The sequence below is a fragment of the Pseudochelatococcus sp. genome (genome assembly GCF_050946405.1).
Taxonomy (GTDB): Bacteria; Pseudomonadota; Alphaproteobacteria; order Rhizobiales; family Beijerinckiaceae; genus Pseudochelatococcus.
This window is the reverse complement of the sequence record NZ_JBMNUS010000007.1, coordinates 177524-203865: the sequence shown is the minus strand read 5'-3', so window position 1 is coordinate 203865 and position 26342 is coordinate 177524. Positions and strand designations below refer to the sequence as shown.

Here is a 26342-nt window from a genome sequence, read left to right as displayed (position 1 = left end):
CTTTTCGGGTCAGGAAATGTAACAGGTGCTACAGAAGGGGCAGCTATCTTATCAAGGGCGCGCATGGCCGAACCGGGTGGTGCTTCACCGATCAGGAAACGCGATGTCTTCAGCGACCGCTACGCGCGCCGGCGCGAGATGCTCTCGCCGTCCTACAGGCGGGTGGCCGCGTTCATCGACGCCAACCGGCTGGCGGTGCTGACGTCCTCGGCCGCCGATCTGGCGCGGGAGATCGGCACGTCGGATGCGACCGTCATTCGCGCGGTGCAGGCTTTGGGCTTCGGCGGGCTTCACGACCTGAGGAACGAAATCGCCGCATCCTACGGCAAGCGCGATACGCCCGTCGAAAACTTGCAGCGGACGCTGGCCGACACGTCGGAAAGTGTCGAGGCGGCGCTGGACAGCGTGCTCGACACTTTCGTCACGGGTCTCGATTTCCTGAGAACGACCGCCTTCCGGCAGCATGTGATGGCGGCGCTGGACACGCTGCATGCCGCGCGGCGGGTTGTGGTTTTCGGCGTCGGGCCGACTGCCCATATCGCCGCCTATTTCGCTGCCCGCTTGCGGCGGAAAGGCAAGAGGCAGGCCGTGCTCGACCGGACGGGCGCAGAGCTTGCCGACCAGTTGCTCGCTCTTGAGCCGGGTGACGCGCTGTTCATGCTGGCCTACGGCAAGCCTTACGTCGAGGCGGAACTGGCGGTGGCCGAAGCGCGGCGGCGGCGTATGCCTGTGATTCTGCTCACCGACGCCGGGGATACGGAATTCGCCCGGCGCATGAATGTCGTGCTGACCGTGCCGCGCGGATGCGACGAACGCATCGCCCTGCACGGCGTGACCGTGCTGTGCCTGGAAATGCTTCTGCTGGGGCTGGCGACATCGGATTCGCGAACGGCCGTGTTCACGCTGGGGGAACTTGAGCGCCTGCGCAAGGCGGCACGCTCCCGCAAGCTTTCAGCGTACCAGAAAAATCATATGGATGAAACATGATGCACGATCGGCAAACGGGCAACGACTGTCATCTCCGGCTTGAGGGGATATCCCGCCGGTTCGGCAACGTGAAGGCGCTCGACGACGTTTCGCTGGGAGTGGGGCGGGGGGCTCTCGTTTGTCTCGTCGGGCATTCGGGCTGCGGCAAGTCGTCCCTGTTGCGCATCGTCGCGGGCATCGATCGGCCGGACGAGGGCCGTGTGCTGCTGGACGGCCGGGAGGTTTCCGGCTCCGGCGGCCATGTCGAGCCCGAGGACCGCAACATCGGCTTCATGTTTCAGGACTACGCGCTGTTTCCGCATTTGAACGTCACCGACAATATCCTGTTCGGCCTCAGGCGGATCGGCCGCCGCGCCGCGCGCGAGCGGTGCGCCGCAATCGTCGCGCGGCTGGGGCTGGACCATCTCGCGCGGCGTTTCCCGCACATGCTTTCGGGCGGCGAGCAGCAGAGGGTGGCGCTGGCCCGCGCGCTCGCGCCCCAGCCCGACATCGTGCTGATGGACGAGCCCTTCTCCAATCTCGACCGGGAATTGCGCAACGGCATTCGAACCGAGACGATCGATATCCTGCGGGAGTTGGGCACGACCGTGATCATGGTCACGCACGATCCTGAAGAGGCTCTTTCCACGGGCGACGTGATCGTCCTCATGCGCAACGGCAAGATCGTTCAGTCGGCGAGCGGCGCGGAGATCTACGAGCATCCCGCCTCTCCTTATGCGGCGGAGTTCTTCTGTTCCTTCAACAAGATACGGACGGTGTGCCGGAACGGCTGCGCCGAGACGCCGCTGGGACGCTTCGCTGCGCCCGGTTTCGCCGAGGGCGAGCACGCGACCGTCTACATTCGCCCGCAATGCCTGCGCGTGAACGATGCCGAAGGCGTCGACTGCACGGTCGTGGATTGCGCGCTGTTCGGCGAGATCGAGCAGATGCATGTCGCCGTAGCAGCGCTGTCGGAGCCTCTGCGGATTCGGTCCACGCGCCGCAGCCGCCTCAGCAAAGGCGATTCGACACGTCTGGCCATATCTCCGGAGCAAATCCTGATTTTTTGAGGTAAAGTGCCGCCTTCGGGGCGTCACGGGGGAGGTGTCGCAGGCACCGCCGTTTTGCATCGTCATCGCGGACACGAACGCAACCGTCCGCATGCGACGCAAAAAAGCAGTTTACTGCTACAGCGCCACATCGTTCATCCGGCCTGTCAATCAGGTCGACGAACCAGATTAGATTCATAATAATTCTACATAAGCCCCGACAGAGATGGAGTCAACCATGAAAATGCGAACGACGTTGAAGGGATTGCTTGCGGGCTCGTTTCTTGCGGTTCTGGCCGGCACGTCCGGCGCCGCGGCGGCGGAGGTCAACCTTTACACGACCCGCGAGCCGGGCCTGATCCAGCCGCTGCTCGATGCCTTCACCAAGGCCACGGATATCAAGGTCAACACGATCTTCCTGAAGGACGGCCTTGCCGAGCGCGTCGCGTCGGAGGGCGACAAGTCGCCGGCGGATATCCTGATGACGGTGGATGCCGGCAATCTCGTCGATCTGGTCGAGAAGGGCCTGACGCAGAGCGTCGACTCCGCGGTGCTGACGCGCACGATTCCCTCCTCCCTGCGCGACGAGAAGGGCAACTGGTTCGCCCTGTCGTTGCGCGCGCGGGCGCTGTATGCAGCCAAGGACGTGGACCTGAGGGAAATCACCTACGAACGGCTTGCAGACCCGGTGTGGAAGGGCAAGATCTGTATCCGCTCCGGCCAGCATCCCTATAACGTCGCGCTGATCGGCTCCTACATCGCCCATCACGGCGAGGAGGCGGCCGAGAAGTGGCTCGAGGGCCTGAAGGCCAATCTGGCCCGCAAGGCCGGCGGCGGCGATCGCGATGTGGCGCGCGACATCATGGGCGGCCTGTGCGACATCGGCGTGGCCAATTCCTACTACGTCGGCCTGATGCGCAGCGGCAAGGGCGGCCCCGAGCAGCAGGAGTGGGCGAACGCGATCAGGATGATCCTGCCCACTTTCGAGAACGGCGGCACGCAGGTCAACATCACGGGCGCGGCGGTCGCGCGCCACGCGCCCAACAGGGCCGAGGCCGTCAAGCTGCTTGAATATCTCGTGTCCGACGACGCGCAGAAGATCTATGCCGAGGCGAATTTCGAGTACCCCGTCAATGCGGGCGCCACGGTCGCCCCGCTGATCGCCGAATACGGTGCGCTCAAGCCCGACACGGTCGATCTCGTCAAGGGCGTCGGCTTCCGGAAGAAGGCCAGCGAACTTGCCGAAAAGGTCGGTTTCGACAACTGATCCCGGCGCGCTGCGGCCGCCGGCGCCTTTGCGGGCGGCCGCTTCCTTCACCCGTGACCTCACCGGTTTTCAATCCCATGAATATCGTATCGCGGCGCCTGTCCGGGATGAGATGGCGTCTTGCGGCCTTTGCCGTCGCCGCATTCGTCTGCCTTCCCGTCGCTGCGCTGATCCTGACCGCATTCGAGGGCAGCGCCGGATTGTGGCCGCATATGATCCGCCATGTGCTGCCGGCGGCGCTTCGCGATACGATCGTCCTGCTGGCCGGCGTCGGCGTCCTGACCACGCTGATCGGCACCACGACGGCGTGGATCGTGACGGCCTATGAGTTTCCCGGCAGGCGTTTCCTGGAATGGGGGCTGTTGCTGCCGCTGGCGGTGCCGACCTACATCATCGCGTTCGCCTATCTCGACATTCTTCATCCCGTCGGTTCCGTGCAGGGCGCGTTGCGGTATTTGCTCGGCTACACCAGCCCCCGCGCGTTCCGCCTGCCGGACATCCGGTCGATGTGGGGCTGCATCCTGTTGCTCGGGCTGGTGCTCTATCCCTATGTCTACCTGACGACGCGCTCGATGTTCCTGACGCAGGCTGCAAGTCTCGTCGAGGTCTCGCGCACGCTGGGCAGCAGCCGGGGCGACGTGTTCCGCCGGGTGGCGCTGCCGCTCGCGCGCCCCGCCATCGCGGTCGGCGTGAGCCTTGCGCTGATGGAAACCCTGAACGATATCGGCGCGTCGGAGTTTCTCGGCGTCCGCACGCTGACGGTTTCCGTCTACACCACCTGGGTCAGCCGGTCGGACATGCCCGGCGCCGCCCAGATTTCTCTCGCCATGCTCGTGATGGTGGTGGGGCTCGTGCTGATCGAGCGCCATGCGCGCCGCAACCAGCGTTACACGGCGGCCGCCCAGCGGCCGCGGGCGATGAGCCCCGCGCCGCTGGCCGGCCTGCGTGCGGCGGGAGCCTTCACGATCTGCTTCCTTCCCGTGGCGTTGGGTTTCATCGCGCCCGCCATCTATCTGTGCGTCGAAGCCTACAAGCGTTACCGTTTCGCGGGGCTTTCGCAGCGATTGCTCGGCGAGGTCGTCAACACGGTCTCCGTCGCCTTCACCGCGACCGTGCTGGTGTTGCTTTGCGGGCTTGTCGTGGCTTATGCCGCGCGCACCTATCCGGGGCGTCTCACCGCCGTTGCCGTCCGGGTATCGACTCTCGGCTACGCGATCCCCGGCACCGTGCTGGCGCTCGGCCTGCTCATGCCGATCGGCGCGTTCGACCGCATGCTTTCGGGGGGCGCCGAAACATTCCTCGGCCTGTCCGTCGGTCTCGTGCTGCTCGGTTCCGGCGCGGCCATCGTTCTTGCGTATTGCGCGCGTTTCATGGCCATCGCCACCGGCGGCATCGAGGCGGGGTTCAGCCGCATTTCGCCCTCGCTGGATCACGCCGCGCGCACGCTGGGGCGGACGTCCTCGGGCGTGTTCCGGCACGTGCATCTGCCGCTGTCGCGGCCGGCGCTCGTTTCCGCGGGCCTTCTGGTGTTCGTCGACTGCATGAAGGAACTGCCCGTGACGCTGTTGCTGCGCCCGCTGAATTTCGAGACGCTGGCAACGCATCTTTACGGCGAGGCGGCGCGGGGCACCTATGAGGAGGCATCGATCGCCGCCCTGCTGATCGTGGTGATCGGCATATTGCCTGTCGTCGTGCTCTCCCGCGTGGGCAGAGCCGCGCCGTCGCGGCCATCTTCCGATGCGGCCGGCGCGCCTTCGCGTTCGGCCGGCGGATTGCTCCGGAGCGAGCGGCGATAGGGTATCGTGCCGAAGAGTGCATACGCTTTTCGGCTTGATGGCATGTCGATCCGGGTTCGCGGCGGCGGCTTTTCGCGTATCAGCCGTAACGCCGGTAGTCGTAGGCGCTCGTCGCGGCGGCGTCCGTCTCGGCCAGCGCGAGCATGCGGGCGTGGAGCGGCGACTTGTGGCAGGCCGGATCGGTGGCGGCGGCGTCCCCGGCGATCGCCATCGCCTGACAGCGGCAGCCGCCCCAGTCGATTTCACGCCGCTCGCAGCCGCGGCAGGGATGCGGCATCCACGCCGTGCCGCGAAAGGCGTTGAAGGCCGGCGACAAGGCCCATATCTCCCGCAGATCGTGCTCGCGCACGTTCCAGAAATCGAGGTTCGGAACGGTTTCCGCCGCGTGACAGGGCAATACCTTGCCGGATGGCGTGACGTTGAGCGATTGCCGGCCCCAGCCGTTCATGCAGGGCTTGGGATATTTCGCGTAGTAATCCGGCACCACGGCATCGATGGAGAGCCGCCCTTTCAGGCGATCCCGCGCTTCCTCGACCACCGCCAGCGCCTCGAACACCTGAGCGCGCGTCGGCATGAGCGCGCCACGGTTGCGCAGCGCCCAGCCGTAATATTGGGCGTGGGCGATCTCGATGCGCCGTGCGTCGAGCGCCAGCGCCAGCTCGATGAAGGTCGGGATCTGGTGGATGTTGGCCCGGTGCACCACCGCGTTGACGGTCAGCGGCAGGCCGAGCCGGCGCACCTCGCGGGCGACGGCGAGCTTGCGCTCATGCGCGCCGGAAAAGTTGGAAACGCGGTCGGTCGTCGGTGCGTCCGCGCCCTGGAAGGAAAGCTGAACGTGGTCGACGCCCGCGTCCGATATCGCCCGCAGGCGCTCCGGCGTGACGCCGACGCCGGCGGTGATGAGATTGGTGTAAAGCCCGACCTCGACGCAATGCCGGATCATCGGTTCGAGATCCCGCCGCGCCGTCGGTTCGCCGCCGGAGAGATGGACCTGCAACACGCCGAGCTTCGCCGCCTCGGAGAACACGCGCAGCCACGTTTCGGTGTCGAGTTCGTTGCCGCGCCGTTCCAGCTCCACGGGATTGGAACAATAGGGGCATTGCAGCGGACAGCGATGGGTCAATTCCGCCAGCATGCCGTAGGGAACGGGCAATGGGGGGCTGACGGGCGCGTTTTCCCGCGCCGCGCTGTCCGCGACGGCGCTCACGGCGCAGCCCGTGCCGACGAAGGCGCGCCGATCTCGACCAGTCCCTTTTCGACGAGGCCGGCGAGGAAGGCGCCGACATCGGTCGCGATGCGGGCGCGGTCGGCGGCGAAGCTGTCCGCCAGTTCGTCGACGATGGTCGCGAGGGAGCGCACGCCGTCGACCTTGCCGAGAATCGCGACCCCGACCGGATCGGGCTGAAGCACGCGCTCCGGCGCGAGCAGCACCCACAGCCCGCGCGCCTCGTCGTGGCGCAGGCGCACGCCGCGCGCGAGTTTCGGAATGTCAGTGGACGACAACGGAGCGCTCATTGTTCCTCCCGGGAGTCTCCGGAGCGGGATGCGATCAGGTTGAATCGCCGCCCCGCTCCACATTCCACACTTGAACGCAAACTGCTCTATGGCGCGAAAGCACCGGGATAACCCGCCTTCGGGTCGACATAAGCGAAGTAGAGCGCGTCGAGCTGCACCCAGAGCACATCGCACTTGAACTCCAGCGCACGGATCGCGGCCTGCTGTTGCTCGGGCGTGCGCGCGTGGGTCTTCACGTAGTCCAGCGCGAAATCGGCGTCGCGGGGCGCTTGTGTCAACCGGTTGTCGAAGTAGGCCAGCGTTTCCGGGGCAATGAAATCGTAGTTCTTCAGCATGCCGGCGACGCGTTCCTCGATGATGTTGGGCGAGAACATCTCCGTCAGCGAGGAGGCGATGGCTTCGAGAAGGCTTTTCTCGCGCACGAAATGCACATAGGCTTCCACCGCGAAGCGGGAGGCCGGCAGCAGGCCGCGCAGCGAGGTGACGTAGTCGCGATCGAGCCCGAGCCCGTCCGTGAGCTTCAGCCAGCGGGCGATGCCGCCTTCGCCCTCGCGCTCTCCGTCGTGGTCGATGATGCGCTGGCGCCAGTTGCGCCGCAGTTCCGGCTCTTCCATGCGGGCGAGGATGGAGGAATCCTTTACCGGAATCATCGCCTGATAATAATAGCGGTTGAGCGCCCAGGCCCGGACCTGCCCGAGATCGAGCTTGCCGCCATGCAGCAGCCGGTGAAACGGGTGCAGATTGTGATAGCGCCGCGCGCCGACATCGCGCAGCGTCGCCTCAAGTTCCTGCGGGGAGAGCGATCCGGTCATCCTGCAAGCTCCATTCCGTCCCGATTTCCATGCCGTCTTCGGCGATTTCCCATCCCGCGCGTTCCGCCGCGCGGCGCTCCGGCGACCCGTCGATGAGCACCGGATTGGTGTTGTTGATATGCAGATAGACCTTGCGGCCGACGCGTAGGCCCTCGAACGCCGCCATCGAGCCGTCCGCGCCCGACATCGCCATGTGGCCCATGCGCCGCCCGGTCTTCGCGCCGACGCCGGCGGCGATCATCTCGTCGTCACGCCAGACCGTGCCGTCGAAAAGCACCGCATCCGCGCCGTCGATGCGCGCGCGCAGGGCATCGGTCATCAGCGCGCAGCCCGGAATGAACAGGATGCGGCGCCTGCCGTCGCGAAGCTCGACCCCGACGGTCTGCTCACCCTCCACGGCGGTCTCGACCTCTCCGCGTTCCAGATAGAGCGCGATCTTGCCCGGCACCGGAAAAATCTCGGCGGCGACGCCGTCCACCAGCGGAAAGGGCGCTCCCGGCGCCACGGGCAGCCTGTCGACGATGCCGCGCGCGAGAACGTCGAACACGCCGTTCGCGCCGATCACGTCATGGATGGCCGGCGTCGCGTGCAGGGAGAACGGCTGCGCTTCCCGCAGGCTCAACAATCCCGCGACATGATCGATGTCGGCATTGGTCAACAGCACTGAAGCCACCGGCGTATGCCGCCCGCTTCCCCGCGGATGCAAGGCCGGCACGGCCTGAATCTGGGACAGGATTTCAGGCGCGGCGTTCACCAGCGCCCATCGCTCGCCGTCCGCGCTCACCGCCACCGATGTCTGGGTTCGCCTGCGCACGCGCGGGTCGCCGTCCCAGGCGAGAGAGCAGACCGGGCAACGGCAGTTCCACTGGGGAAAGCCGCCGCCGGCCGCCGAGCCGAGCACCACGAGCCGCAGGCCGAAGGATCCTTCAGGCATCGTCACCGCCCGCCCCGTTCCGGGTTTCCGTCAGACTTCGATGTCGGCCGGAAAATAGGCGTTGACCTCGAGGCCGACGCAGATTTCAACGATGTAAGGCGTATTCCAGGTCATGTTCTTCCTCCTTGTTGTTGATGGTTTATGCTTTTCACCAACCCTTTTCCGGGCGATGACATTACCATATATCTTCGTTCCGGCATTGTAAAGCAGTTCTATTAAGCTTGGCTTGACTGTGATAGACTGCGCTGTTGCGCCGGTTGACTTCATCCGTGCATCGGTTGGGAGGGATGTATCCGTATCGGACGTCAGGGCAGCGTGCCGAAGGCCGCTTCCATGCGTTCGGCCGCCTTCTTCGGCAGCTTCACCGCTTTCGCCGCGTCGAGGTTCGCGGGGGCTTCGCCGGCCTGGATCAGGGCGACCATGCCCATCGCGAAGTGCGGCGTGCATTTCACGCCGTAGATGCCGGGCTGCGTCAGCGTCAGCACGAATTCCTCGTTGATCTTGCTCTTGAAGGGCGCCACGCCTTCCGGCAACATTCCCTTGATGCTCTCGACATTGTGGCTCTTGTCGGTGGGAACGAAGCGGACGGTGTCGCCCGGTTCGGCTCTCACGGCGGCGGGTTCGAACACCATGGCGCCTTCCTTGCCCGTATTGAGCATCTTCACCTCGTGTTCCGCCGCCGCCGCCCCGCCGGCCACCAGCCAGGCGGCGAGCACGATCCCCAGACTTGCGCGCATTCCTTCCTCCGTCAATTATTCGTTGCTGACAGAGGACATTGAAACGGGGTTGCAAACAATGCGACCTTGGTCGCGATTTGGTCGTAGTCACGGTGCCGGGGAGACACCGGCGATGAAGGCGTCGAGCGCGGCGTCGTCGACGGGCTTGCGCATGCAGTCGAGGCCGGCCGCGGCCCAGGCGCCGCAATCGGGGTCTTCCGTCAGCACCCGTGTCGGCCGCTCGCCATGGTTCGCGCGTAGCGCCAGCACGGTGCCGATGCAACCCAGCGTCTCGCCGGGTTCGTGATCCACGAGATAGAAATCGGGCACGATGCCGATTTCCCCCAGCAGCGCCAGCGCTTCCTCGCTGCCGCCGACTTCCCAGACGGCGATGTTGCGCTTCTCCAGCCGCCGCCCGATGTCCCGCCGCACCTCGGGGGCGCTGCCGACCAGAAGCGCGATCCGGCCGCCGTCCTCTTGCGGTTCGTCTTCCGCGGCTGCGATCAGGCCGGCGCAGGGCGGCAGGGAGACGGCGCCGGCGAGGGCCATCTCGACCGAGAACGACGTGCCGCGCCCCGGCTCCGAGGTCAGTCTCAGCCGGTGGTTGAGCAGGGAGCAGGCGCGTTCGACGATGGCGAGGCCAAGCCCCATTCCTTCCGAGGCGGAGGCCGAGCCGTTGAGGCGGTGAAACTCGCGGAATATCTCCTGCTGGTTTTCCGGGGCGATGCCGGGGCCCGTATCGTGCACCTCTATCCGAATCCTTCCGCCCGCGCGCCGCACGCCGACCAGCACCCGCCCGGCACGGGTGTAGCGGATCGCGTTGCCGATCAGATTCTGCAATATGCGCCGCAGGTAGGCGGGGTCGCTCGCCACCGTGAGGCGGCAGGGCAGGATCGTCAGCCGCAGTCCCTTGCCGGCCGCGACGGGCGCGAATTCGTCCGTGAGCTGCGCGAGCAGCGGCTCCAGTCTCACCGGCGCTATCTCGACGGCGGATTCGCCCGCTTCCAGCCGGGAGATATCGAGGAGCGCCTGCAAGATCCCTTCCACGCTGACCAGCGCGTTGAGGGCCTTTTCGAGCGTGGCGCGCGCCTGCCGGTTATCGGCGTCGTCGCGCACGGAGGCGATGAAGAGCTTCGCCGCCGAGAGCGGTTGCAGGAGGTCGTGGCCCGCCGCCGCGACGAAGCGCACGCGGGAGGCGTTCGCCCGCTCCGCTTCCTCCAGCGCCGCCTCCAGATCGAGCGTGCGCGCCGCCACCCGCGCCTCCAGCGAGGCGTTGGCGCGCAGCATCGCCTGCACGGCGAGCCGCTCGCGCGTGACGTCGCTGAACGAGATCACGAAGCCGCCTTCGGGGGTTTCACGGGCGAAGCCGTCCAGGATGACGCCGGAGGTGCGGTGTATCTCGAAGGACAGCGGCGGGCGCGGCGGCGTCTGATGCGCCCAGTCGACCAGCACCTCGAACGACAGGTGCTCGCCATAGATGCTGTCGTGGCGAAAGCGGGGATGCAGCCCGTCGAAGCTCGCGCCGTGGCGCAGCCAGGAAACCGGCATGTCGAGAAGCTGGCCGAGGCGTCCGTTCCAGCCCACGAGCCGCAGATCGGCGTCGAAGATGCACACGCCCTGATTGATGTGCTCCAGCGTGGCGCGGATGAGCTGCGCCTGATCGTCGAGCATCTTGCCGCGCTCGATCCGCTCCAGCCGGATGATGTCCGTCACGTCGGTCTGGAACATCACCGTGCCGCCGCCGTCGATGTGCTGGGCGCTGACCTGCAACCAGCGGTCGCCCGAGAGCGCCACGTTGAATACCTGCCGGTCGTGGTGGCGCTGCATCCGCGCGGCCATCCATTCCTGCCGCGTCTGGCCCGCCGGCGGGGAAAGCGCCGTCGACAGGCTGACGAGTTTCACATATTCGGAAAACGCCATGCCCGCGCGCAGATGCTGGCGGACATCCGGCATGTCGCGGCAGAAGCGGGAATTGTAGAGCACCAGCGTGTCCGCCTCGTCGAACAGCGCGAAGCCTTCCTGCACGGCGTCGATGGCGTTGGCGAGATCGCGCTGCGCCCGTTCGGCGGTCCGCTTCGCGGCGGTGAGGCGGCTGTTGGTCTCGCCCAGAAGCCGCAGGGCGTATTCCAGATCCCGCGTCCGCTGGCGCACGCGGTCCTCGAGCATGGCCGCGCGGCGGAACTGCTCGTAGGCCGCGCCCCGTTCGCCCGAGGCCTGCTCGACCTGGCGCATCAGCACCTCGGTGATGGTCAGGAGCTTCTCGATGGTGCGTTCGGGCGTGTCGGCGGGGTCGATCAGCCATTCGGAGATGCGCGTCATCACTCCTCCTCCGGCAGCGCCGTGCCCGGCGGATAGAAGGCGATGCCCGTCATCGTGTGGTTGACGTGCATCGCGCCGAACTGCTCGCCATAGGTCGAGAAGCCGGTCACGCCGTGCCGGCGCAGGATGTCGGACACGCGGCCGGTGAGCTGCTTTTCCTGCGCCTCCAGCCGGCGCAGCACGCAGTCGAAGGCGAGGATGGCCGCCGGCCGGGCCGGATCGCCGAGCCGGTCGAGTTCGCGTTCGAGATGCGCCGCGAGATCCTGCGGCTCGGCGAGCGTCAGCACGACGCCCTCGTCGATGGCCGAGAAGAACACCAGATCGCCGTTTTCCGCCACCTGCTGAACGGCGCGCACGTGGTGCCGGCTCCCCATGCGCACGGCCAGCGGATGCGCCGCGAAATTGAAGGGCGTGAGCTGGCGCGGGTCCTTGCCCAGAAGGCGCGCGTATTCCTGCGCCGCCGGCTCGTCGTTGATGCGCCGCACGATGCGCCGCCGCGGTTCGGCCAGCGTCACCACCATGCGCCGGGCGGTGGGAACGAGATGATCGAGGTTGAAGATCCGTATCGGGCAGAAGCTGCGCACGAAGGTCAGCACTGCGGCGTTCCGCAGCAGCCGGTTGCCGTCCATCACCAGCGTCTGCCGGAAGCGCGTCCCGTCGCCCGCGGAGCCGCCGAGAAGCGGCATGGGGCCGAGCCCCGCCGCCAGCGCCGAAGTAAGCTCGTCCTCCTTCACCGAAAGCCCGTCGACGAGCAGCATGGCGAATTCGTGGGCGAAGGCGGGATGGTCGTGCGTCAGCGCCTCGCGCGCCCGCACCACGGCCGTCGTCAGGTCGCGCGGCTCCAGCCGCGACAGGTCGGGAATGGTCAGGGTTTCCGCGCCGAAATGCGAGGCGGGCAGCGCCACGGCGACGATGCTGTCCTCGTCGTAGCCGGCGCCGGAAATCTCCCCCGCCGTCGTGCAGCCCACGATCCGCGCCCCGGCGAACATCTGCGCCGCCTGTTCCCCGAGCCGCGGGAGATCGGCTTCGGGAGAGGCGAAAAGCATGACGAGCGCGAACGGCCCCGGCCCGAGACGGTCGGCGAGTTCCGCGGCGGCGCGCGGCTTCCTTGCCGGCACGGAGGCGCGCCGGACGAGCGACGCATGCGCATCTGCATGCCGACCGGCCAGTGTCATCTGCTGTTTCTCCCCTGAAACCCGTTATGGCGGCGTCTCCGGCCGGCGACCGGCCGCCGGTGATCGTCGCGGGAGAGTTGCACGGGCCTCGCCGATTTCCAATGCGTGATGCTCACGGGAAACCGGTCCGGCGCGGACGGGTATGGCTCACCCTTCCGGCGTTATGGCGGCGAAGCTCGCCTCCCGCACGAACAGCACGGCCTGCATCCGCGTCTGCACGCCGAGCTTGCGCATGATCGCCGTCAGATGGGCCTTCACCGTCGTTTCGGCGATGGACAGCTCATAGGCGATCTGCTTGTTCATGAGGCCCGCGCAGACCATCTCCAGGATTTTCGCCTGTTGCCTCGTCAGCAACGCCAGGCGGGAGAGCACCTGTTCCGACGGCGACGGCGCGGAAACCTCCAGCGCCATGCGCGCGGCATGGATGTCGCCGCGGGTGATCGCCGCGAAGGCCGCGCGGAATTCCTCGCGATCGGCATGCTTGGGCACGAAGGCGTTGACCCCCGCCCGCAGCGCGGCGCGCGTCACGCGCAGCTCGTCGAGCGACGACACGACGACGATCGGCGTGGCGGGAATCGCCTTGCGCAGGCGCACCACGCCGTCGAGCCCGCTCACGTCGGGCAGGTTGAGGTCGAGCACCACGACATCCGGCGGCGCGCCGGCCTCCAGCCGCAGCAGCGCCATCTCCAGCGTGCCGACGGCTTCCACGGTCTCGATGCCGACGAGGCGCGTCAGCGTCATGGCCAGAGCGTCGCAGAACAGCGGATGATCGTCGATGATGAGCACCGAGCGCAGGTCGGATACGACGGGCATCGGTTCCGTGCGGGGCGGCGCGTGCGCTTCCCGGAAAGATCCGTAAATGCCGGACATCTTGCATACTCCGGTCGGTCCCGGCCTGATCGAAGGAACGAAGGAGGCGGGGGCAGGGCGGCCCGCCCCTTCGCCGGGGCGTCAGTTGGCGGCGGCCACTTCCCTGGGCAGGCGGAAGGTCCAGATCATGCCGCCCTGGTTGAGGTAGTTGACCTTCTTCGCCACCTCGCCGCCCCACAGCGGCACCGCGCCGCCCCAGCCGGAGATGACCGAGACGTATTGCTCGCCGTCCTGCTCCCAGGTGACGGGCTGGCCGACGATCCCCGAGCCCGTCTGGAACTTCCACAGCACCTCGCCGCTTTCATCGTCCAGCGCGAGGAGCTCGCCTTCCGGGTTGCCGGTGAACACGAGCCCGCCGGCGGTGGTCATCACGCCCGCCCACAGCGGCGCGCCGTTCTTGTATTCCCACTTGATTTCGCCGGTGTTCGGGTCGATCGCCTTCAGGCTGCCGATGTAATCGTCGAACAGCGGCTTGATGGTGAAGCCCGCGCCAAGAAAAGCTGCGCCCTTCTTGAAGTTGATCGGCTCGTTCCAGATGTCCATGCCCCATTCGTTCGAGGGCACGTAGAACAGCCCCGTCTTCCGGCTGTAGGCCATGGGCATCCAGTTCTTGCCGCCGAGGAAGGACGGCACGGCGAACACCTGCTGGCCCTTGGCGCCGTCGGCCGCCGCGGCGGGGTTGCCGGGGCGGTTCTCCTCGACGAAGATCGGGCGGCCGTCCTTGTCGATGCCCTTCGCCCAGTTGATGTTCTTCACGAACGGCGAGGCGCTGACGAATTTGCCGTCCGCGCGGTTGAGGATGTAGAAATAGCCGTTCCGGTCGGCGGTGGCGAAGCGCTTCGACCCGTCGGCGGCGACGAAGGGCACGACCTCGTTGACGCCGTCGAAATCCCAGCCCTCGCGCGGCGTGGTCTGGAAGTACCATTTGATCTCGCCGTTGGCGGGGTCGATGCCGAGCCGGCTGGCGGCATAGAGATTGTCGCCCTTGTTGCCTTCCAGCGGCGTGCCCGCGCCGCGCAGGTGGCTGTTCCACGGCGAGGGGTTGCCGGCGCCGAAGACCAGCGTATCCGTATCCGCGTCATAGGAGCCGCCGAGCCAAGTCGCTCCGCCGCCGGTCTTCCACGCGTCCCCCGGCCATGTGGCGTTCAGCGTTCCGGTCGTGCTCGATTCCTTGCCCTGGAAGGTGCCCTTGTGGCCTTCGATCGTCGGGCGGGACCACACCAGCTCGCCCGTATTGGCGTCGCGCGCCTGCACCTCGCCCACGACGCCGAACTCGCCGCCGGAGTTGCCGGTGATGACGAGGCCCTTCACGATCAGCGGGGCGGCCGTGTAGGAGTAGCCTTCCTTGTATTCGGCGAGCTTCTTGTTCCACACGACGCGGCCCGTCTTGCGGTTCAGGGCGATGAGGCGCGCGTCGAGCGTGCCGAAATAGACGTTGTCGCCGTAGATCGCCGCGCCCCGGTTCACCACGTCGCAGCAGGGCAGGATGCCCTCCGGCAGGCGGGCGTCGTACTGCCAGAGTTCCTTGCCGGTCGCGATGTCGATGGCGAAGATGCGGCTGTATGAGCCGGTGACGTACATGACGCCGTCATAGACGAGCGGCTGGCTTTCCTGCCCGCGCTGCTTCTCCCCGCCGAGGCTGAAGGCCCAAGCCGGCACGAGCTTCTTGATGTTGGTCTTGTTGAGGGTCTGCAACGGCGAATAGCGTTGTTGCCCCCGGCCGAGGCCGTTCGTCAGGACGTCGCCCACGGTTTCTGCGTCTCTCGCCAGGTCTTCTTCCGTCACCTGCGCCTGCGCCAGCCCGACGCACGCCGCGGCCGCGACCGCGGCCAGCATGAAACGTTTCATTGTGTTTCCTCCCTCGGATCATGGCGCTGACCGCCGGATTCCACCGGAGGTCGCAGGCCATTTCCTTCATTATTGGTTTGCGCCGCCCGGCGGTATATTGCACCTTGGTCGTAACTTCCGGCCATGGCCGCGTTTTCCGGCGAGCGATGCCGCCGCGGCGCCCTGTTCAGAATACACCGAAAAATGGAACCGTCACGGATTTGCGCTGCCCCGCGCCGCGCGCCTTCGACGCCGCGTCACGCCTTGCGGGCGGCCAGCCCGCGCGCCGGATCGTAGCCCCATATCGCACCCGCCCCGAACAGGCAGAGCGCGCCCAGCGTGACCGCGCCGGCAAGCCAGTTCGCCTGTCCGTAGAGCGCGAAGCGGATCAGCTCCACCGCATGGGTGAAGGGATTGGCCGCGCAGACGTCATGCAGCAGCGCCGATGCCTCGGCCATCTTCCACAGCGGATAAAGCGCCGAGGACATGAAGAACATCGGAAAGATGACGAAGTTCATCACTCCGGCGAAGTTTTCGAGTTGCCGGATCAGCGAGGACAGCAGCAGCCCGAGCGCTCCCAGCATGAGGGCGGCCGCGAAGATCGCCGGCAGGGCCCACAGATAGCCCGGCCACGCGAAGCGCACCCCCCACGCGCCGGCGACGGCGAGGAAGGCATAGGCTTGCAGGACGGAGATCAGGCTGCCCGCGACCAGCTTGCAGAACAGCAGCCACCAGCGCGGCAGCGGCGCGGTCAGCAGCAGGCGCATCGAGCCCATCTCCCGGTCGTAGACGAGGCTCAGCGACGACTGCATGCCGTTGAAGAGCAGGATCATGCCGACGAGGCCGGGAACGATGTAGATTTCGTAGGTGATGTAGGTCTGGTAGGGCGGCGTGATCGACAGCCCCAGCGCCGCGCGGAAACCCGAGGCGAAGACGACGAGCCACACGAGCGGCCGCACCAGCGCGGCGACGAGCCGCCCGCGCTGGCCGAGGAAGCGCAGCGCCTCGCGGTGCAGGATGGCGCCGAGCGCGACGAGCGCATGGCGCGCGGTTTTTCGCGCGGCGGCGTCCGGTGGAGAAAACGTCATGCCGATACTCCGTCGGTGAGGGCGAGAAACCGGGCCGTGAGATCCCGGCCGCCGATCTCGCCCGCCTCGCCATCGGCGAGGATGCGGCCGCGATGCAGGATCACCAGCCGGTCGCCCGCCGCCACCTCGTCGACGAGATGCGTGGCCCAGAGCACGGTGAGGCCCCCGTCGCGGGCGAGCGCGTGAACATGGTCGGTGATCGCCCGGCGGGAGGCGGCGTCCAGGCCCACGGTCGGCTCGTCGAGCAGCAGCACGGAAGGCCGGTGGATCAGGGCGCGCGCGATCTCCATGCGCCGCCGGTGGCCGCCGTTGAGCGCGCCGGCGCGCTCGCCGGCCCGCTCAGCCATTCCCAGCCGCTCGAGCGCCGCCGTGACGCGCGCTTCGGCCTCACGCCCCGCAAGCCCGTGCAGCGCGGCGAAGTAGAGCAGGTTGCGCCGCACGGTCAGGTCGAGGTCGAGCGTCGATTGCTGGAAGACGACGCCGATGCGCGCGAGCGCGGCGAGCGGCTCGCGCGCCAGGTCGCGGCCGTCGATGACGATGCGGCCGGCGCGGGGCGTGAACAGCCGCGTGAGCAGGCCGAACAGCGTGGATTTTCCCGCGCCGTTCGGCCCGAGCAGCGCGCAGAACCGGCCCGGCTCCACGGAAAAGCCGACATCGTGCAGGGCGCGTTTGCCGCCCCAGTCATGCGTCAGCCCCTCGGCCCTCAGCCCGGCCGGGTCGCCGCCCGTTCGCATGTTGCGGCCTATTCGATGGTGATGGCGACGGTCTGCAATTCTCCCGTCGTGCCCGGCACCTTCAGATGGTAGCTGCCCGGCTTGATGGCGATGAAGCTGATCTCGGCCTCGCCGGCCTCGTCGAACTCCAGCGAGTCGACGCCGAGCGGGCGGATCTCGATGCCCTCGATGACGATCTCGTTGACCCAGATCGCGCGGAAGAAGCCGGGTCCCTCGAGCGCCAGCTCCTGACTGCCGTCGGCTTCTATCGACAGCTTGTAATATCTGCCGGACTTCAGCGTCAGCGGCGCGGCGGCGAGAGGCGTCCCGGCGGAAAGGGTCAGTTTCGGCAGGGTCTCGCGGTTCTGCGCGGAGAGAAGGCCCGCGAGCCCGAGCTTGCCCTTCGCCCCGTCCTTGCCGTCGTCGTTCGCCAGCGCGCCCGAGAGCGGCGTTGTCACGAGCGGCGCCATCGCCAGCAGCGCCGTCGCGAATATGATCATGCGTTTCATCCGGTCCTCCCTTGTGTCATGAATTCCGCCGCAAGAGCATTCCGTTGAAACGCCGCAATGCTCTGTCTTATTGATTCAACCTGCTTTATCCACGCAAAGCGGCATCCGCTCCGTTTGAAGGCGATATCAGGGCCGTGTCGCCGCGCCCCACGGAAAGCGGCCGACCTTGATCGATTTCAGCGGCTGGCGCGTCGCGACGTCGATCACCGTCACGTCGCCGGAAACGCCGTTCGTCGTGAAAAGCCTGCGGTGATCGGGCGAGAAGGCGAGATGCCAGACCCGGCGTCCGACGAGGATGTAGTCCTCGACCTCGAAGGTTTCCGCATTGACGACGGCGACGTGGTTCGCCGGGCCGAGCGCCACGAAGGCTGTCTTTTCGTCGGGCGTGAACTCGAAGCCGACCGGCTGGATGAGATCGGGATTGACGCCCTTGATGGCGAAGCGGATCTTCGCCTTCTCGCTCTGGTCGGCGACGTTGAAGACGGTGACGGTGCCGCCGATCTCCGCCGACACCCACAGCTCGCCGCCGCGCTTGGTGAACTCCGCGTGGCGGGGCCGGCTGTCGACGAGCGTATTGGCGAAAACCTTGTGGGTGGCCGTGTCGATCCAGTGGGCCATGTTCGTCGTTTCGGAAGTGGTGATGGCGATCCTGCCGTCGGGAGAGATCGCCATGCCCTCCGGCTCGATGCCGACATCGATCTGCGCCACGACCTGACGCGTCTCGACGTCGACGACCGTCGTCACCGCGTTGTCCTCGTTGGCGATCCACAGATGCCGGTCGTCGGGCGCGAGCACGAATTGCTCGGGGTCCTCGCCCGAGGGCAGGTCGTGCAGGATCTTGCCCGTGACCGGATCCATCACCTGCACGGTGTCGCTGTCGGAGGCGCAGATGTAGACGCGGCTGTGGTCGGAGTTGAAGGTGATGCCGCGCGGGCGCTCGCCCGTCTCGATCGTGCGCAACACCTCCAGCTTCTCGGTGTCGATCACCGATATCGTGTCGTCCTTTTCGTTGGTGATCCAGATTTCGCCGGCGCTCGCCGCCATCGGCAATGCGGCGATCATGAGGATTGCGGCGAGGCCGGTGCTGGTTTTCATGTCATCCTCCGAAGGCCTTGCAGGCACTTTCCGGCCGGTCGAGGCCGAGCGTGTCCATCTCGTTGTTCTGGTGCAGGAAGCCGTCGAGCGGCGTGAGCTCGACCAGCGCGCGGGCGTTCACCACCGCCATCGGCTGCCGCAATTGCCCGTTCCAGTTGCGGTATGTCAGCGACCGGCCCTTGAAGCCGTCGAGCGCGAAGGCGTCCGACAGGATGTAGCCGCGCAAGGCGGCCGGATCGGCGGAGTTCGTGCGGGTCACCGCCTCGCCGATGGTGCGCAGCGCCGTCCACGCGGCATAGTCGCGGCTGCGCATCTCCCGTTTCGCGGTTTTCTCGAAGCGGTTCTGGAGCTGCACGGCGGCCCATTGCTCCAGCACCGGCGCCCAGCCCTCGCCGCGCAGCCCGTCGGAACCCGCCACCGGACGCGGCAACCATGTGTTGTGTTCCACATAGCGGGCGAAATCGTCGGCCTCATCCGCGACGAGCAGCACATGGTGATCGGGAAAACCTTGCGTGAACAGCGGAATTTCCTGTCCCGCCGCCCGGCGCAGGTCGGTGTCGAACGTCCATTTTCTTTCGGCCGCTATCTCCACGCCGAACTTCGCGGCCGAGGTGCGCAGGACGGCGGCGAAGGCTTCGTCCTGCGGTTTCGGCCCCACGATCAGCGCCGTCCGCGTCCAGCGCCGGGCCTTCAGCACCTGCATCAGCGCGTCCGCGCGCATCGCGTCCTCGGGGATCGTGTGCAGCAGGTTCGCCCGGCAGTCGGCGTCGCGCAGCCGCCGCTCGCCCGAGGCGACGTTGAAGAGGAGCTTGCCCGCGGCCTCCGGCAGATCGGCGATGGTGAGGATGTCGCCGGCCGGCGCGTCGACGAACAGCACGGGCGAGGCCGCGAGCGCCGCCCTGGCCGCCGCTGTCAGGTCGCCGCCCGGCTCCACCGAGACCACCTCCAGACTGTAGGCATGGCCGAGAAAGCGGCCGGTGGTTTTCGTGTCCGCCAGCGCCACCTCGGCGCCGGCGATGCCCAGATCGTCGGGGATGGGGTCGAGGTTCGACAGAACGGGCGGCGCCTCCACCTCCTGCCGGAGATAGGTCATGGGAACGACGGTCCCGGCATATGCGCCGGTTCCGAACGCCGCGACCCACAACGCCGCGATCAGGGAAGCCTTTGCGGCCCCCCGCCTGCACGCTTTCCGCATGATTGTTTCCTCCCCCTGACGAAAGAATAGGGTTGGAGCGCCGCCGGCCGAAATACGACCAAGGTCCTATGCTGATCGCGACCAAGGTCGCATATCGCGCGCAAGGGGAGCGGCTCTACATTTTTGAGCAAGTAAAAACGGCAACACAAGAATACGGTGCATGAGGAGGAAGGATGTCCAGGAACCGCATTCGCGGCGGCCTCGCCGCGCTGGCTTTTCTGGCGGCGGCCACGGCGGCGATCGCGCATGGCGACGTGGCGCCGCAGCCGATGAACACGGACGCCCTGCCCGACACGGGCGAGGAATGGCTGACCGAGAACCCCTACCGCGAAGCCAAGGCGGGACACGACGTCTGGCTCAAGGCCGTCGAGATCGGGGCTTCCGGCTACACGCAGAACTGCGCCCGCTGCCATGGGCTGGGCGCGGTTTCGGGCGGCCTCGCGCCGGACTTGCGCTTCATCGAGGCCGAGGAGGTCGGCGACGAGTGGTACGTCGAGCGCTTCCGTCAGGGCTACACGCAGGACGGCGTCACCAAGATGCCGGCTTTCGGCGATATTCTGGGCCAGAAGGCGGCCTGGGCGATCCGCACCTACATCGAGAGCCGCCCGGAAGACGGCGCGCTCGATGATCACGCGGACCGCCTGCACGCCATCCGCAACGAGCTTGCTTCCGGCACGGTGGCGGACCCGGCGGCGCTGAAGACGGAGCTGGAAAGCATTGCCGGCGAAGTCAAGACCGCCTCCGGCGCGCCCGTGGCCGACAGCATCGCCTATGAGGCGGCGCGCGTTCTGTCGGATGCGCCCGATAGCTGGAAGAGGGCCGGCGAAATCCTGACCGTCGGTCTGTCGGCGACGGAGTGAGGCGCGCGGCCGGAGCGCCTGCGGCGGAAGCGCCTGCCGCTCCGGCGTCCGGCATTGCGTCGGGACGGGAAGTTGGAGCATTCTGCGCCTTGACGAAAAGCGAATGCTCCGGACATGGAGTGAGGCATGGCGGGGTTTGCGTCCCTGTTGTCGGCGGCCGTTCTGGCGCTGGCGGTCGGCACGGCCTTTCACGGCGGCGCCCTCGCGCGGTGCGAGGATTTCGCGCCGCAGCCCAAACCGCAGAACACGTTTCCGCAGGATGTGGGGCGCACCTTCGACCGCATCGTCGATGACGGATGGATCGAGTTCGCCGTCTACGCGGATTTCCGTCCGTGGTCCTGGGAAGAGCGCGGCAAGGCGCAGGGGGTCGATGTCGAGATCGGCCGCGTCATCGCCGCGGAACTTGGCGTCGAGCCCCGATTCCGGCTGGTGCAGGCGGGCGAGAATCTCGACGCCGATCTGCTGAATTACGTCTGGAAGGGCGCGGTCGTCGGCGGGCGCGTCAGCGACGTGATGCTGCACGTTCCCTACGACAGCCTGCTGACCTGCCGGATAGAGCAGGTCGTGTTTACCGGCCAGTACGCGACCGAGGCCATCGCGATCGCCTATCGCGCCGATGCCTATCCCGAGAAGGGGCCGACAGCGCCGTTCTTCCGCTTCGATCCGGTGGCGGTGGAGAACGATTCGATTTCGGATTTCTACCTGACGTCGCTGATCGGCCCGGTGGACAAGATCCACCGCTTCCGCAGCACGCTGCTTGCCGTCGATGCGCTCGCCGCCGGCGAAACGAAGGCGGCGATGGGGCCGCGCGGCGAGTTGCAGGCGGGGGCCGCGCTGCACGCCGACGCCGGAATCAGGATTCATGAACCGCCGTTCGTGGGCTTCTCCCGAGGCCGCTGGACCATCGGCGTGGGCGTGAACTTCCAGCATCGCGACCTCGCCTATGCGGTCGACGCGGCCATCGAGGCCGCGCTCGCGGACGGGCGCATCGCCGCGATCTTCGCGAAGAACGGCCTCACCTTCGAGCCGCCGACGCGCTGATATCCCGTTTCCTCCGTTTCATTGAAAAGCGGAAGCGATCTGCAAGGTCGTCACGTCGCCCGAGAAACCGGCGAGCGTGACGGCCGACACTTCCGTCAGCCGCGCCGTCGCGGCGCGGATCGCCGGCATTTCCATCAGGCAGAAGGCGGTGGAAAGCCCGTCCGCCATCGCCGCGCTCGCGGCCTGCACCGAGACGGTGGACCACACCGGCCGCTGCCCGTGCGGGCCGAGAATGTGGAAATCCGCGCCGATCCGCATCGCGCCGGGGCTCGATGTCGCGATGGCGTCGCCGAGCAGGTCGCGGATGGCGATCCGGCCGAGTTCCGGGTCCTCGACGCCGATGCGGAACGGGCCGGAGAGCGCGGCGTATTCGCCCATGTCGACAAGCACCCGCTCATAGCCCGCCAACCGCAATATCGCGCGCACCCGATCCGCGGCATAGCCCTGCGCGATGCCGTTCAGCGTCAGCGCCTGGCCGGGGCCGAGAACGGCGGCTGCGCCGGCATGCACGTGGCTCCAGCCGACGCGGGCGCGGGCGGCGGCGGGGTCCGCGCCTTCGGCCAGCGCGCGCCAGAGCGGCTGGACGGTTGCATCGAACGCGCCGTCCGTCGCGACATGCAACTGCCCCGCGAGCGCCAGCAGATCGCGCAGCGCCTTCGGCGGATCGTCGAGGCGGCCGGTGCGGTTGAGCCGCGAGAGGGCGGAATCGGGCCGGAAGAGGCTCGCCGCCGCTTCCACCTCCGCGATGGCGGCGGCAATCGCCCGCGCCGTTTCCGCCGCCAGCGCGCGGGGACCGCGCAGGTCGACGCTCACGACGCCGCCGAGCGCGGGGGCCTGCCAGCGGTGGGTTTCCGCACTGGCGGGGGCGGCGGCGAAAGCGGCGCAAACGGCCATGAAGCGTCGGCGATTCATGTCGTGGCGTCCCGCGTTTGCATCGAAGGCTCCCGCATCGAAGGCTCCCTGTGCTTCTCCGTCGTGCGTTTTCTGGCGGCCAGCACCAGCGGCACGCAGCGGGTTGCGTCGTCATGGATCGCCACGCAGTCGAGGCACTGGAAACATTCGGAATAGGCGATCTTTCCCGATTTCCCGATGGCGCCGTAGCGGCAGCGCACCTTGCAGAGCTGGCAGGGCGAGCCGCATTCGGCCCGGCGGGGAATCCAGTCGCGCAGCCGCAACAGGCCGCCGATCGCCATCAATGCGCCGAGCGGGCAGACATAGCGGCAGAAACCCTTGAACGTCACCAGGCCGAGCGCGAGCCAGGCCGCCGCATAGGCGACATAGTACCATTCGCGCTGAAAGCCGGTGGTGACGGCCGTCTTGAACGGCTCGATCTCGGCGGCCTTTTCCGCCTCGCCGGGCAGCAGGAAGGCGACGGCGATCAGCCCTGCCAGCGCCGCATATTTGCCGGCCTTCAGCCGCCTGTCCCAATGGGGCGGAGGATTGTATTCCGGCAGGCGGAGCAGCCGCCCGGCGTGGTGGGCGAATTCCTGCATCGCGCCGAAGGGGCAGAGCCAGCCGCAGAACAGCCCCCGGCCCCAGAGCACGAAACCGAGCATCGCCGCGGCCCATACCATCAACGAGAAAGGATCGTAAAGCAGCACCGCGAGGGAGCCGCCGCCGGTGGCGGCCCGCAGCGTCGCGAGCACGGTGACGATGGAGAGCTGTCCCTGTCCCCACCAGCCGACAAGGCAGATCACCAGCGCCAGCACCGCGAGCCGCACCGGCGTGAAATGCCGCAGGCCGGCGAGGCCGCGCATCGCGGGGCCGAGCGTGGCCAGCAGCGGCAGCAGGAGGAGGGCGAGCGCGGCGAGATCGTACTGGCGGTTGCGTATCGCCTCCCGCCAGGGGGGCAGCGTCCGCGCCGCCTCGATGCGCGTGTAGAAGCGCTCGTCGGTGCGCAGGACGAGCCCGAAGCGCATCGTGCCGGTCTCGGGCCGGAGCATGCCGTGGGCGCGCACGGCCTGCGCGTAAAGCGTCCAGTCGCGCGTCGGGTCGAACCCCAGGCGGCGGTCGATGCGCAGGATCATCGCCGTGCCTTCTGGAACGCCGGGGCGCGTCGAGACCGGGAGATCGGCGTCGCGCAGCGCAAGCGGCAGCCCGCCCTGTTCCGCCAGCAGCCGGTCGGGCTCCGTGTTGCGCACGAAGTCTTCGGAGACGAGGCCGTGGCGACCGGCGTCGATCAACAGCAGCGGCTCGTCCTCGCCCGCGACGTCGAGGAAGCGCCGCAGCTCGGCGAGGCCGGCGTCGTCCAGCACCGCGCGGGCGATGGCGGGCGGGCCGAGATCCACGGCCCACAGATCGAGATAGAGCGCGTCGGGGTCTGCCGACGCCTCGGGGTCGTCGTCGGCCCAGACCGTGCCGGCGAAAGCGGCGTCGACTTCGCCGTTGGTCACGCGCAGATTCCGGGCAAGCCCCTGTTCCACCAGCATCCGCCAGTCGAGCGCCTCGTCCGCCGCCGGGTCGGGGCGCACGGGTGTGGCGTTGCCGATGCCGGTCATCTTTTCGCGGGCGACGGCGAAGGCGGCGGCCATGATCGAATCGTGCGCGATGCGCACCGAGGCTGTGGCTTTGGTCACGCCGTCGAGATGGACCTGTTCCGAGCCGCTCCCGCCGGTGCCGTAGGGCGTGCCGACGACGAGCGGCTCCCGGATGGAACGGCCCCGATACTGCTCCAGAAAGGCGCGGAACGGCGCTTCCCCCAGCCCGGATACGAAGATCGGCTCGTTGTGGGCGATGAGCCGCACGTCGAGAAATCGGCCGCCGAGGTCGAGCATCACCAGCATGTCGATGGGCGCGCCGGAAAAGCCCGGCAGCGGCGCGAGCGGCCCGGTCCGGAACACGTAACCGGCCCCGGCGCCGCCCGAGTTCAGCAGGCTCCACACGCCGCTGTCGTTCACCGGTTCGCCGAGCGCGTAGGGCGGCACGATCAGCGGCTCCAGCGCTTCCCGCGACAGCGGCGCGGCAAGCGCGCACGAGACGGCGGCCCACAACGCGAATGCCGCCGCAACCAGCGGTTTCGCCAGTTTTCCCCCCATCGGCCATTTCCCCCGGAGCGTTTCCCCGTTTCGCTGAAACGAAGCGACGCGTTATATCATCGTATTGCCGCAATTTCGGACGCGAAAGCGGCGTTCGCCTTCGCGAGGATTGCTTGAGGAGCCGGATTCTCCGCCGCCGGTTCTTTTTCGCCGCCGACACTCCCGGCCGAAACGATAGACCCGGCAGGCCAGGAACGACATACGACCAAGGTCGCGGGGCGGGATATGCCGGATCATCGCGCCGAAAGACGCTTGCCCGTTTGATTCGCGTGCCGCATCGTCGGAAAAACGTGAGACATGGATCGGAAAGCGCTCCCGGTGTGTCCGCACGCGGCGGCCGCGCGCCGCCGCGTGCGGTGGCGTTCAGGCGCGCTTCCGGTTTGCGAGCTGCGTGTAGAACGCCGTTTCGAAGTCCAGATATCCCGTGAAGGATACCGGATCGCCGAACGGAAGGATCTGTGTCGCCCAGTAACCGCCGTAACCGTTCTTCCGGTCTATCCAGTAGAACAGGTTTGCAAGGCCCGCCCAGCCCAGCGCGCCGGCGGGGCGGCCCGTGGGCGCTTCCTCGTCGTTGACCATGAAGCTGAAGGCCCAGGATTTGGACAGCCCGGGGAAGAATTCGGCATCGTTGGACAGCGACGGGATGACGCCCGGCAAAGGCGAGATCTTCAGGTCTCCAAGGTGGTTTCTTTCCGCCAGCGCCACGGTTTCCGGCCTGAGCACGCGCCCGTGCGGCCCCAGCCCGTCGTTCAGCCACATGCGAATGAAGCGCATGTAGTCTCCCACGGTGCCGTAGAGGCCATGGCCGCCCATGTGCACCTCCGGGTCCGGCGGCAGCTCGAAGTCGAGCGCGGTCAGCGCGCCGTCCGCCCCGCGCGCGTGCATGGCGGCGAGGCGGGCGCGCTGACCGTCGCCCAGCCCGAAGGTCATGTCGGCGATGCCGAGCGGATCGAATATGCGGCTCCTGAACACCTCGCCCAGCCGCCTGCCGGTGATCCCCTCGACGACCTGGCCGGCCCAGTCGATGCTGGTGCCGTATTCCCATCTGTCGCCGGGATCGAACAGCAGCGGCGTGGTCAGCGCGGCGCGCGATGAAGTGATCACGCTGGGCTGCCGTTTTTCGCCGGCGAGGCGGCTGTAGGTTTCGTTGAAGAAATCGTAGCCGAAGCCCGCCGTGTGGAGCAGCAGCATCCGCGTGGTGATCTCCCGCCGGGGGGCGCGGAGCACCGGTTCGCCGGCGGCGTCGAAGCCGTCGATGACCTTGAGCTTCCCGATCCCGGGCGCGTGGCGCGCCGCCGGCGCGTCAAGATCGAGTTTGCCTTCCTCGACGAGCTGGAGTACCGCCGTCGCGGTGATCGCCTTGGTGGTCGAGAAAAGAGCGAAGACGGTATCCGTCTTGACCGGCGCGCCGGCGGCGATGCTCCGCACGCCCGCGGCGCCTTCATAAATGTTGCGATCGCGGTCGGTGATCATGGCGACGACGCCCGGCACGCGCGGGCCGGATGTCTCGACACCTTTCAGGATGTCGTCGATTGGGGACAGATCCATCATTGTTTCCTC

At 67.5% G+C, this 26342-nt stretch carries 22 protein-coding genes and 1 pseudogene; 6 read left to right on the top strand and 17 right to left on the bottom strand.

The annotated features are described in order from the left end of the window. The first annotated feature begins 63 nt into the window (after positions 1–63). The 4 genes from ACOYJQ_RS12260 (at position 64) to ACOYJQ_RS12245 (ending at position 5078) form a co-directional block, all read left to right on the top strand. A complete protein-coding gene (locus ACOYJQ_RS12260; protein ID WP_433458777.1) occupies positions 64–987 on the top strand; it encodes a MurR/RpiR family transcriptional regulator in 924 nt (307 codons plus the stop codon). Continuing rightward, positions 984–2036 carry an ABC transporter ATP-binding protein gene (locus ACOYJQ_RS12255; protein ID WP_433458776.1) on the top strand — a complete coding sequence of 351 codons (1053 nt, stop codon included), beginning with the start codon at positions 984–986 and terminating at the stop codon, positions 2034–2036. The genes ACOYJQ_RS12260 and ACOYJQ_RS12255 overlap by 4 nt, the downstream gene beginning before the upstream one ends. A gap of 223 nt (positions 2037–2259) precedes the next feature. Continuing rightward, positions 2260–3282: an extracellular solute-binding protein gene (locus ACOYJQ_RS12250; RefSeq protein WP_433458859.1), complete on the top strand. Its 1023-nt coding sequence runs from the start codon at positions 2260–2262 to the stop codon at positions 3280–3282. Positions 3283–3389: 107 nt separating this feature from the next. Next, positions 3390–5078 carry an ABC transporter permease gene (locus ACOYJQ_RS12245; protein WP_433458775.1) on the top strand — a complete coding sequence of 563 codons (1689 nt, stop codon included), beginning with the start codon at positions 3390–3392 and terminating at the stop codon, positions 5076–5078. A 79-nt stretch (positions 5079–5157) separates the two neighbouring features. On the opposite strand, the gene pqqE is transcribed toward ACOYJQ_RS12245, so the two are convergent. From pqqE to ACOYJQ_RS12175, 14 genes and pseudogenes are all read right to left on the bottom strand, one after another. Further along, positions 5158–6213 carry a pyrroloquinoline quinone biosynthesis protein PqqE gene (gene pqqE, locus ACOYJQ_RS12240; protein ID WP_433458857.1) on the bottom strand — a complete coding sequence of 352 codons (1056 nt, stop codon included), beginning with the start codon at positions 6211–6213 and terminating at the stop codon, positions 5158–5160. Positions 6214–6281: 68 nt separating this feature from the next. Next, positions 6282–7405: pseudogene (gene pqqC / locus ACOYJQ_RS12235) on the bottom strand (pyrroloquinoline-quinone synthase PqqC). Beyond that, entirely contained in the window at positions 7374–8318 is a 945-nt protein-coding gene (gene pqqB / locus ACOYJQ_RS12230) for a pyrroloquinoline quinone biosynthesis protein PqqB (RefSeq protein WP_433458855.1), read from the bottom strand. Before pqqB ends, pqqC begins: the two are co-directional and overlap by 32 nt. Before the next feature lie 51 nt (positions 8319–8369). After that, the gene (gene pqqA / locus ACOYJQ_RS12225; RefSeq protein ID WP_433458774.1) at positions 8370–8606 is read right to left on the bottom strand and encodes a pyrroloquinoline quinone precursor peptide PqqA; all 237 of its coding nucleotides are present in this window, start codon (positions 8604–8606) and stop codon (positions 8370–8372) included. Between the two features lie 38 nt (positions 8607–8644). Further along, complete coding sequence (locus ACOYJQ_RS12220; protein ID WP_433458772.1) at positions 8645–9076, bottom strand: pseudoazurin; 432 nt, start codon at positions 9074–9076, stop codon at positions 8645–8647. Positions 9077–9163: 87 nt separating this feature from the next. After that, the gene (locus tag ACOYJQ_RS12215) at positions 9164–11374 is read right to left on the bottom strand and encodes a PAS-domain containing protein (RefSeq protein WP_433458770.1); all 2211 of its coding nucleotides are present in this window, start codon (positions 11372–11374) and stop codon (positions 9164–9166) included. Then, positions 11374–12549 (bottom strand): FIST signal transduction protein, encoded by a 1176-nt coding sequence (locus ACOYJQ_RS12210; RefSeq protein ID WP_433458769.1) that lies wholly within the window; start codon positions 12547–12549, stop codon positions 11374–11376. Before ACOYJQ_RS12210 ends, ACOYJQ_RS12215 begins: the two co-directional genes overlap by 1 nt. Before the next feature lie 147 nt (positions 12550–12696). Next, positions 12697–13362, bottom strand: coding sequence for a response regulator transcription factor (locus ACOYJQ_RS12205; RefSeq protein ID WP_433458768.1), 666 nt, complete (start codon positions 13360–13362; stop codon positions 12697–12699). 138 nt (positions 13363–13500) lie between these two features. Beyond that, positions 13501–15267 (bottom strand): PQQ-dependent methanol/ethanol family dehydrogenase, encoded by a 1767-nt coding sequence (locus tag ACOYJQ_RS12200; protein ID WP_433458766.1) that lies wholly within the window; start codon positions 15265–15267, stop codon positions 13501–13503. A 236-nt stretch (positions 15268–15503) separates the two neighbouring features. Beyond that, entirely contained in the window at positions 15504–16334 is an 831-nt protein-coding gene (locus tag ACOYJQ_RS12195; RefSeq protein ID WP_433458765.1) for an ABC transporter permease, read from the bottom strand. Continuing rightward, a complete protein-coding gene (locus ACOYJQ_RS12190) occupies positions 16331–17068 on the bottom strand; it encodes an ABC transporter ATP-binding protein (protein WP_433458763.1) in 738 nt (245 codons plus the stop codon). The genes ACOYJQ_RS12195 and ACOYJQ_RS12190 overlap by 4 nt, the downstream gene beginning before the upstream one ends. Positions 17069–17076: 8 nt before the next feature. Then, positions 17077–17556, bottom strand: coding sequence for a hypothetical protein (locus ACOYJQ_RS12185; protein ID WP_433458761.1), 480 nt, complete (start codon positions 17554–17556; stop codon positions 17077–17079). A 126-nt stretch (positions 17557–17682) separates the two neighbouring features. Continuing rightward, complete coding sequence (locus tag ACOYJQ_RS12180; protein WP_433458760.1) at positions 17683–18651, bottom strand: YVTN family beta-propeller repeat protein; 969 nt, start codon at positions 18649–18651, stop codon at positions 17683–17685. Position 18652: 1 nt separating this feature from the next. After that, the gene (locus ACOYJQ_RS12175; protein ID WP_433458759.1) at positions 18653–19744 is read right to left on the bottom strand and encodes an ABC transporter substrate-binding protein; all 1092 of its coding nucleotides are present in this window, start codon (positions 19742–19744) and stop codon (positions 18653–18655) included. A gap of 275 nt (positions 19745–20019) precedes the next feature. On the opposite strand from ACOYJQ_RS12175, the gene pedF reads away from it, so the two are divergent. Next, a complete protein-coding gene (pedF, locus tag ACOYJQ_RS12170; protein ID WP_433458757.1) occupies positions 20020–20706 on the top strand; it encodes a cytochrome c-550 PedF in 687 nt (228 codons plus the stop codon). Between the two features lie 126 nt (positions 20707–20832). After that, positions 20833–21747: a substrate-binding periplasmic protein gene (locus ACOYJQ_RS12165; RefSeq protein WP_433458756.1), complete on the top strand. Its 915-nt coding sequence runs from the start codon at positions 20833–20835 to the stop codon at positions 21745–21747. Positions 21748–21765: 18 nt separating this feature from the next. On the opposite strand, the gene ACOYJQ_RS12160 is transcribed toward ACOYJQ_RS12165, so the two are convergent. From ACOYJQ_RS12160 to ACOYJQ_RS12150, 3 genes are all read right to left on the bottom strand, one after another. Then, complete coding sequence (locus ACOYJQ_RS12160) at positions 21766–22659, bottom strand: FAD:protein FMN transferase (RefSeq protein WP_433458754.1); 894 nt, start codon at positions 22657–22659, stop codon at positions 21766–21768. Next, on the bottom strand, positions 22656–24782 hold the full coding sequence (locus ACOYJQ_RS12155; RefSeq protein WP_433458752.1) for a 4Fe-4S binding protein: 2127 nt from the start codon (positions 24780–24782) through the stop codon (positions 22656–22658). The genes ACOYJQ_RS12160 and ACOYJQ_RS12155 overlap by 4 nt, the downstream gene beginning before the upstream one ends. A 363-nt stretch (positions 24783–25145) precedes the next feature. After that, positions 25146–26330: a serine hydrolase domain-containing protein gene (locus tag ACOYJQ_RS12150; RefSeq protein ID WP_433458750.1), complete on the bottom strand. Its 1185-nt coding sequence runs from the start codon at positions 26328–26330 to the stop codon at positions 25146–25148. Positions 26331–26342 lie beyond the last annotated feature (12 nt).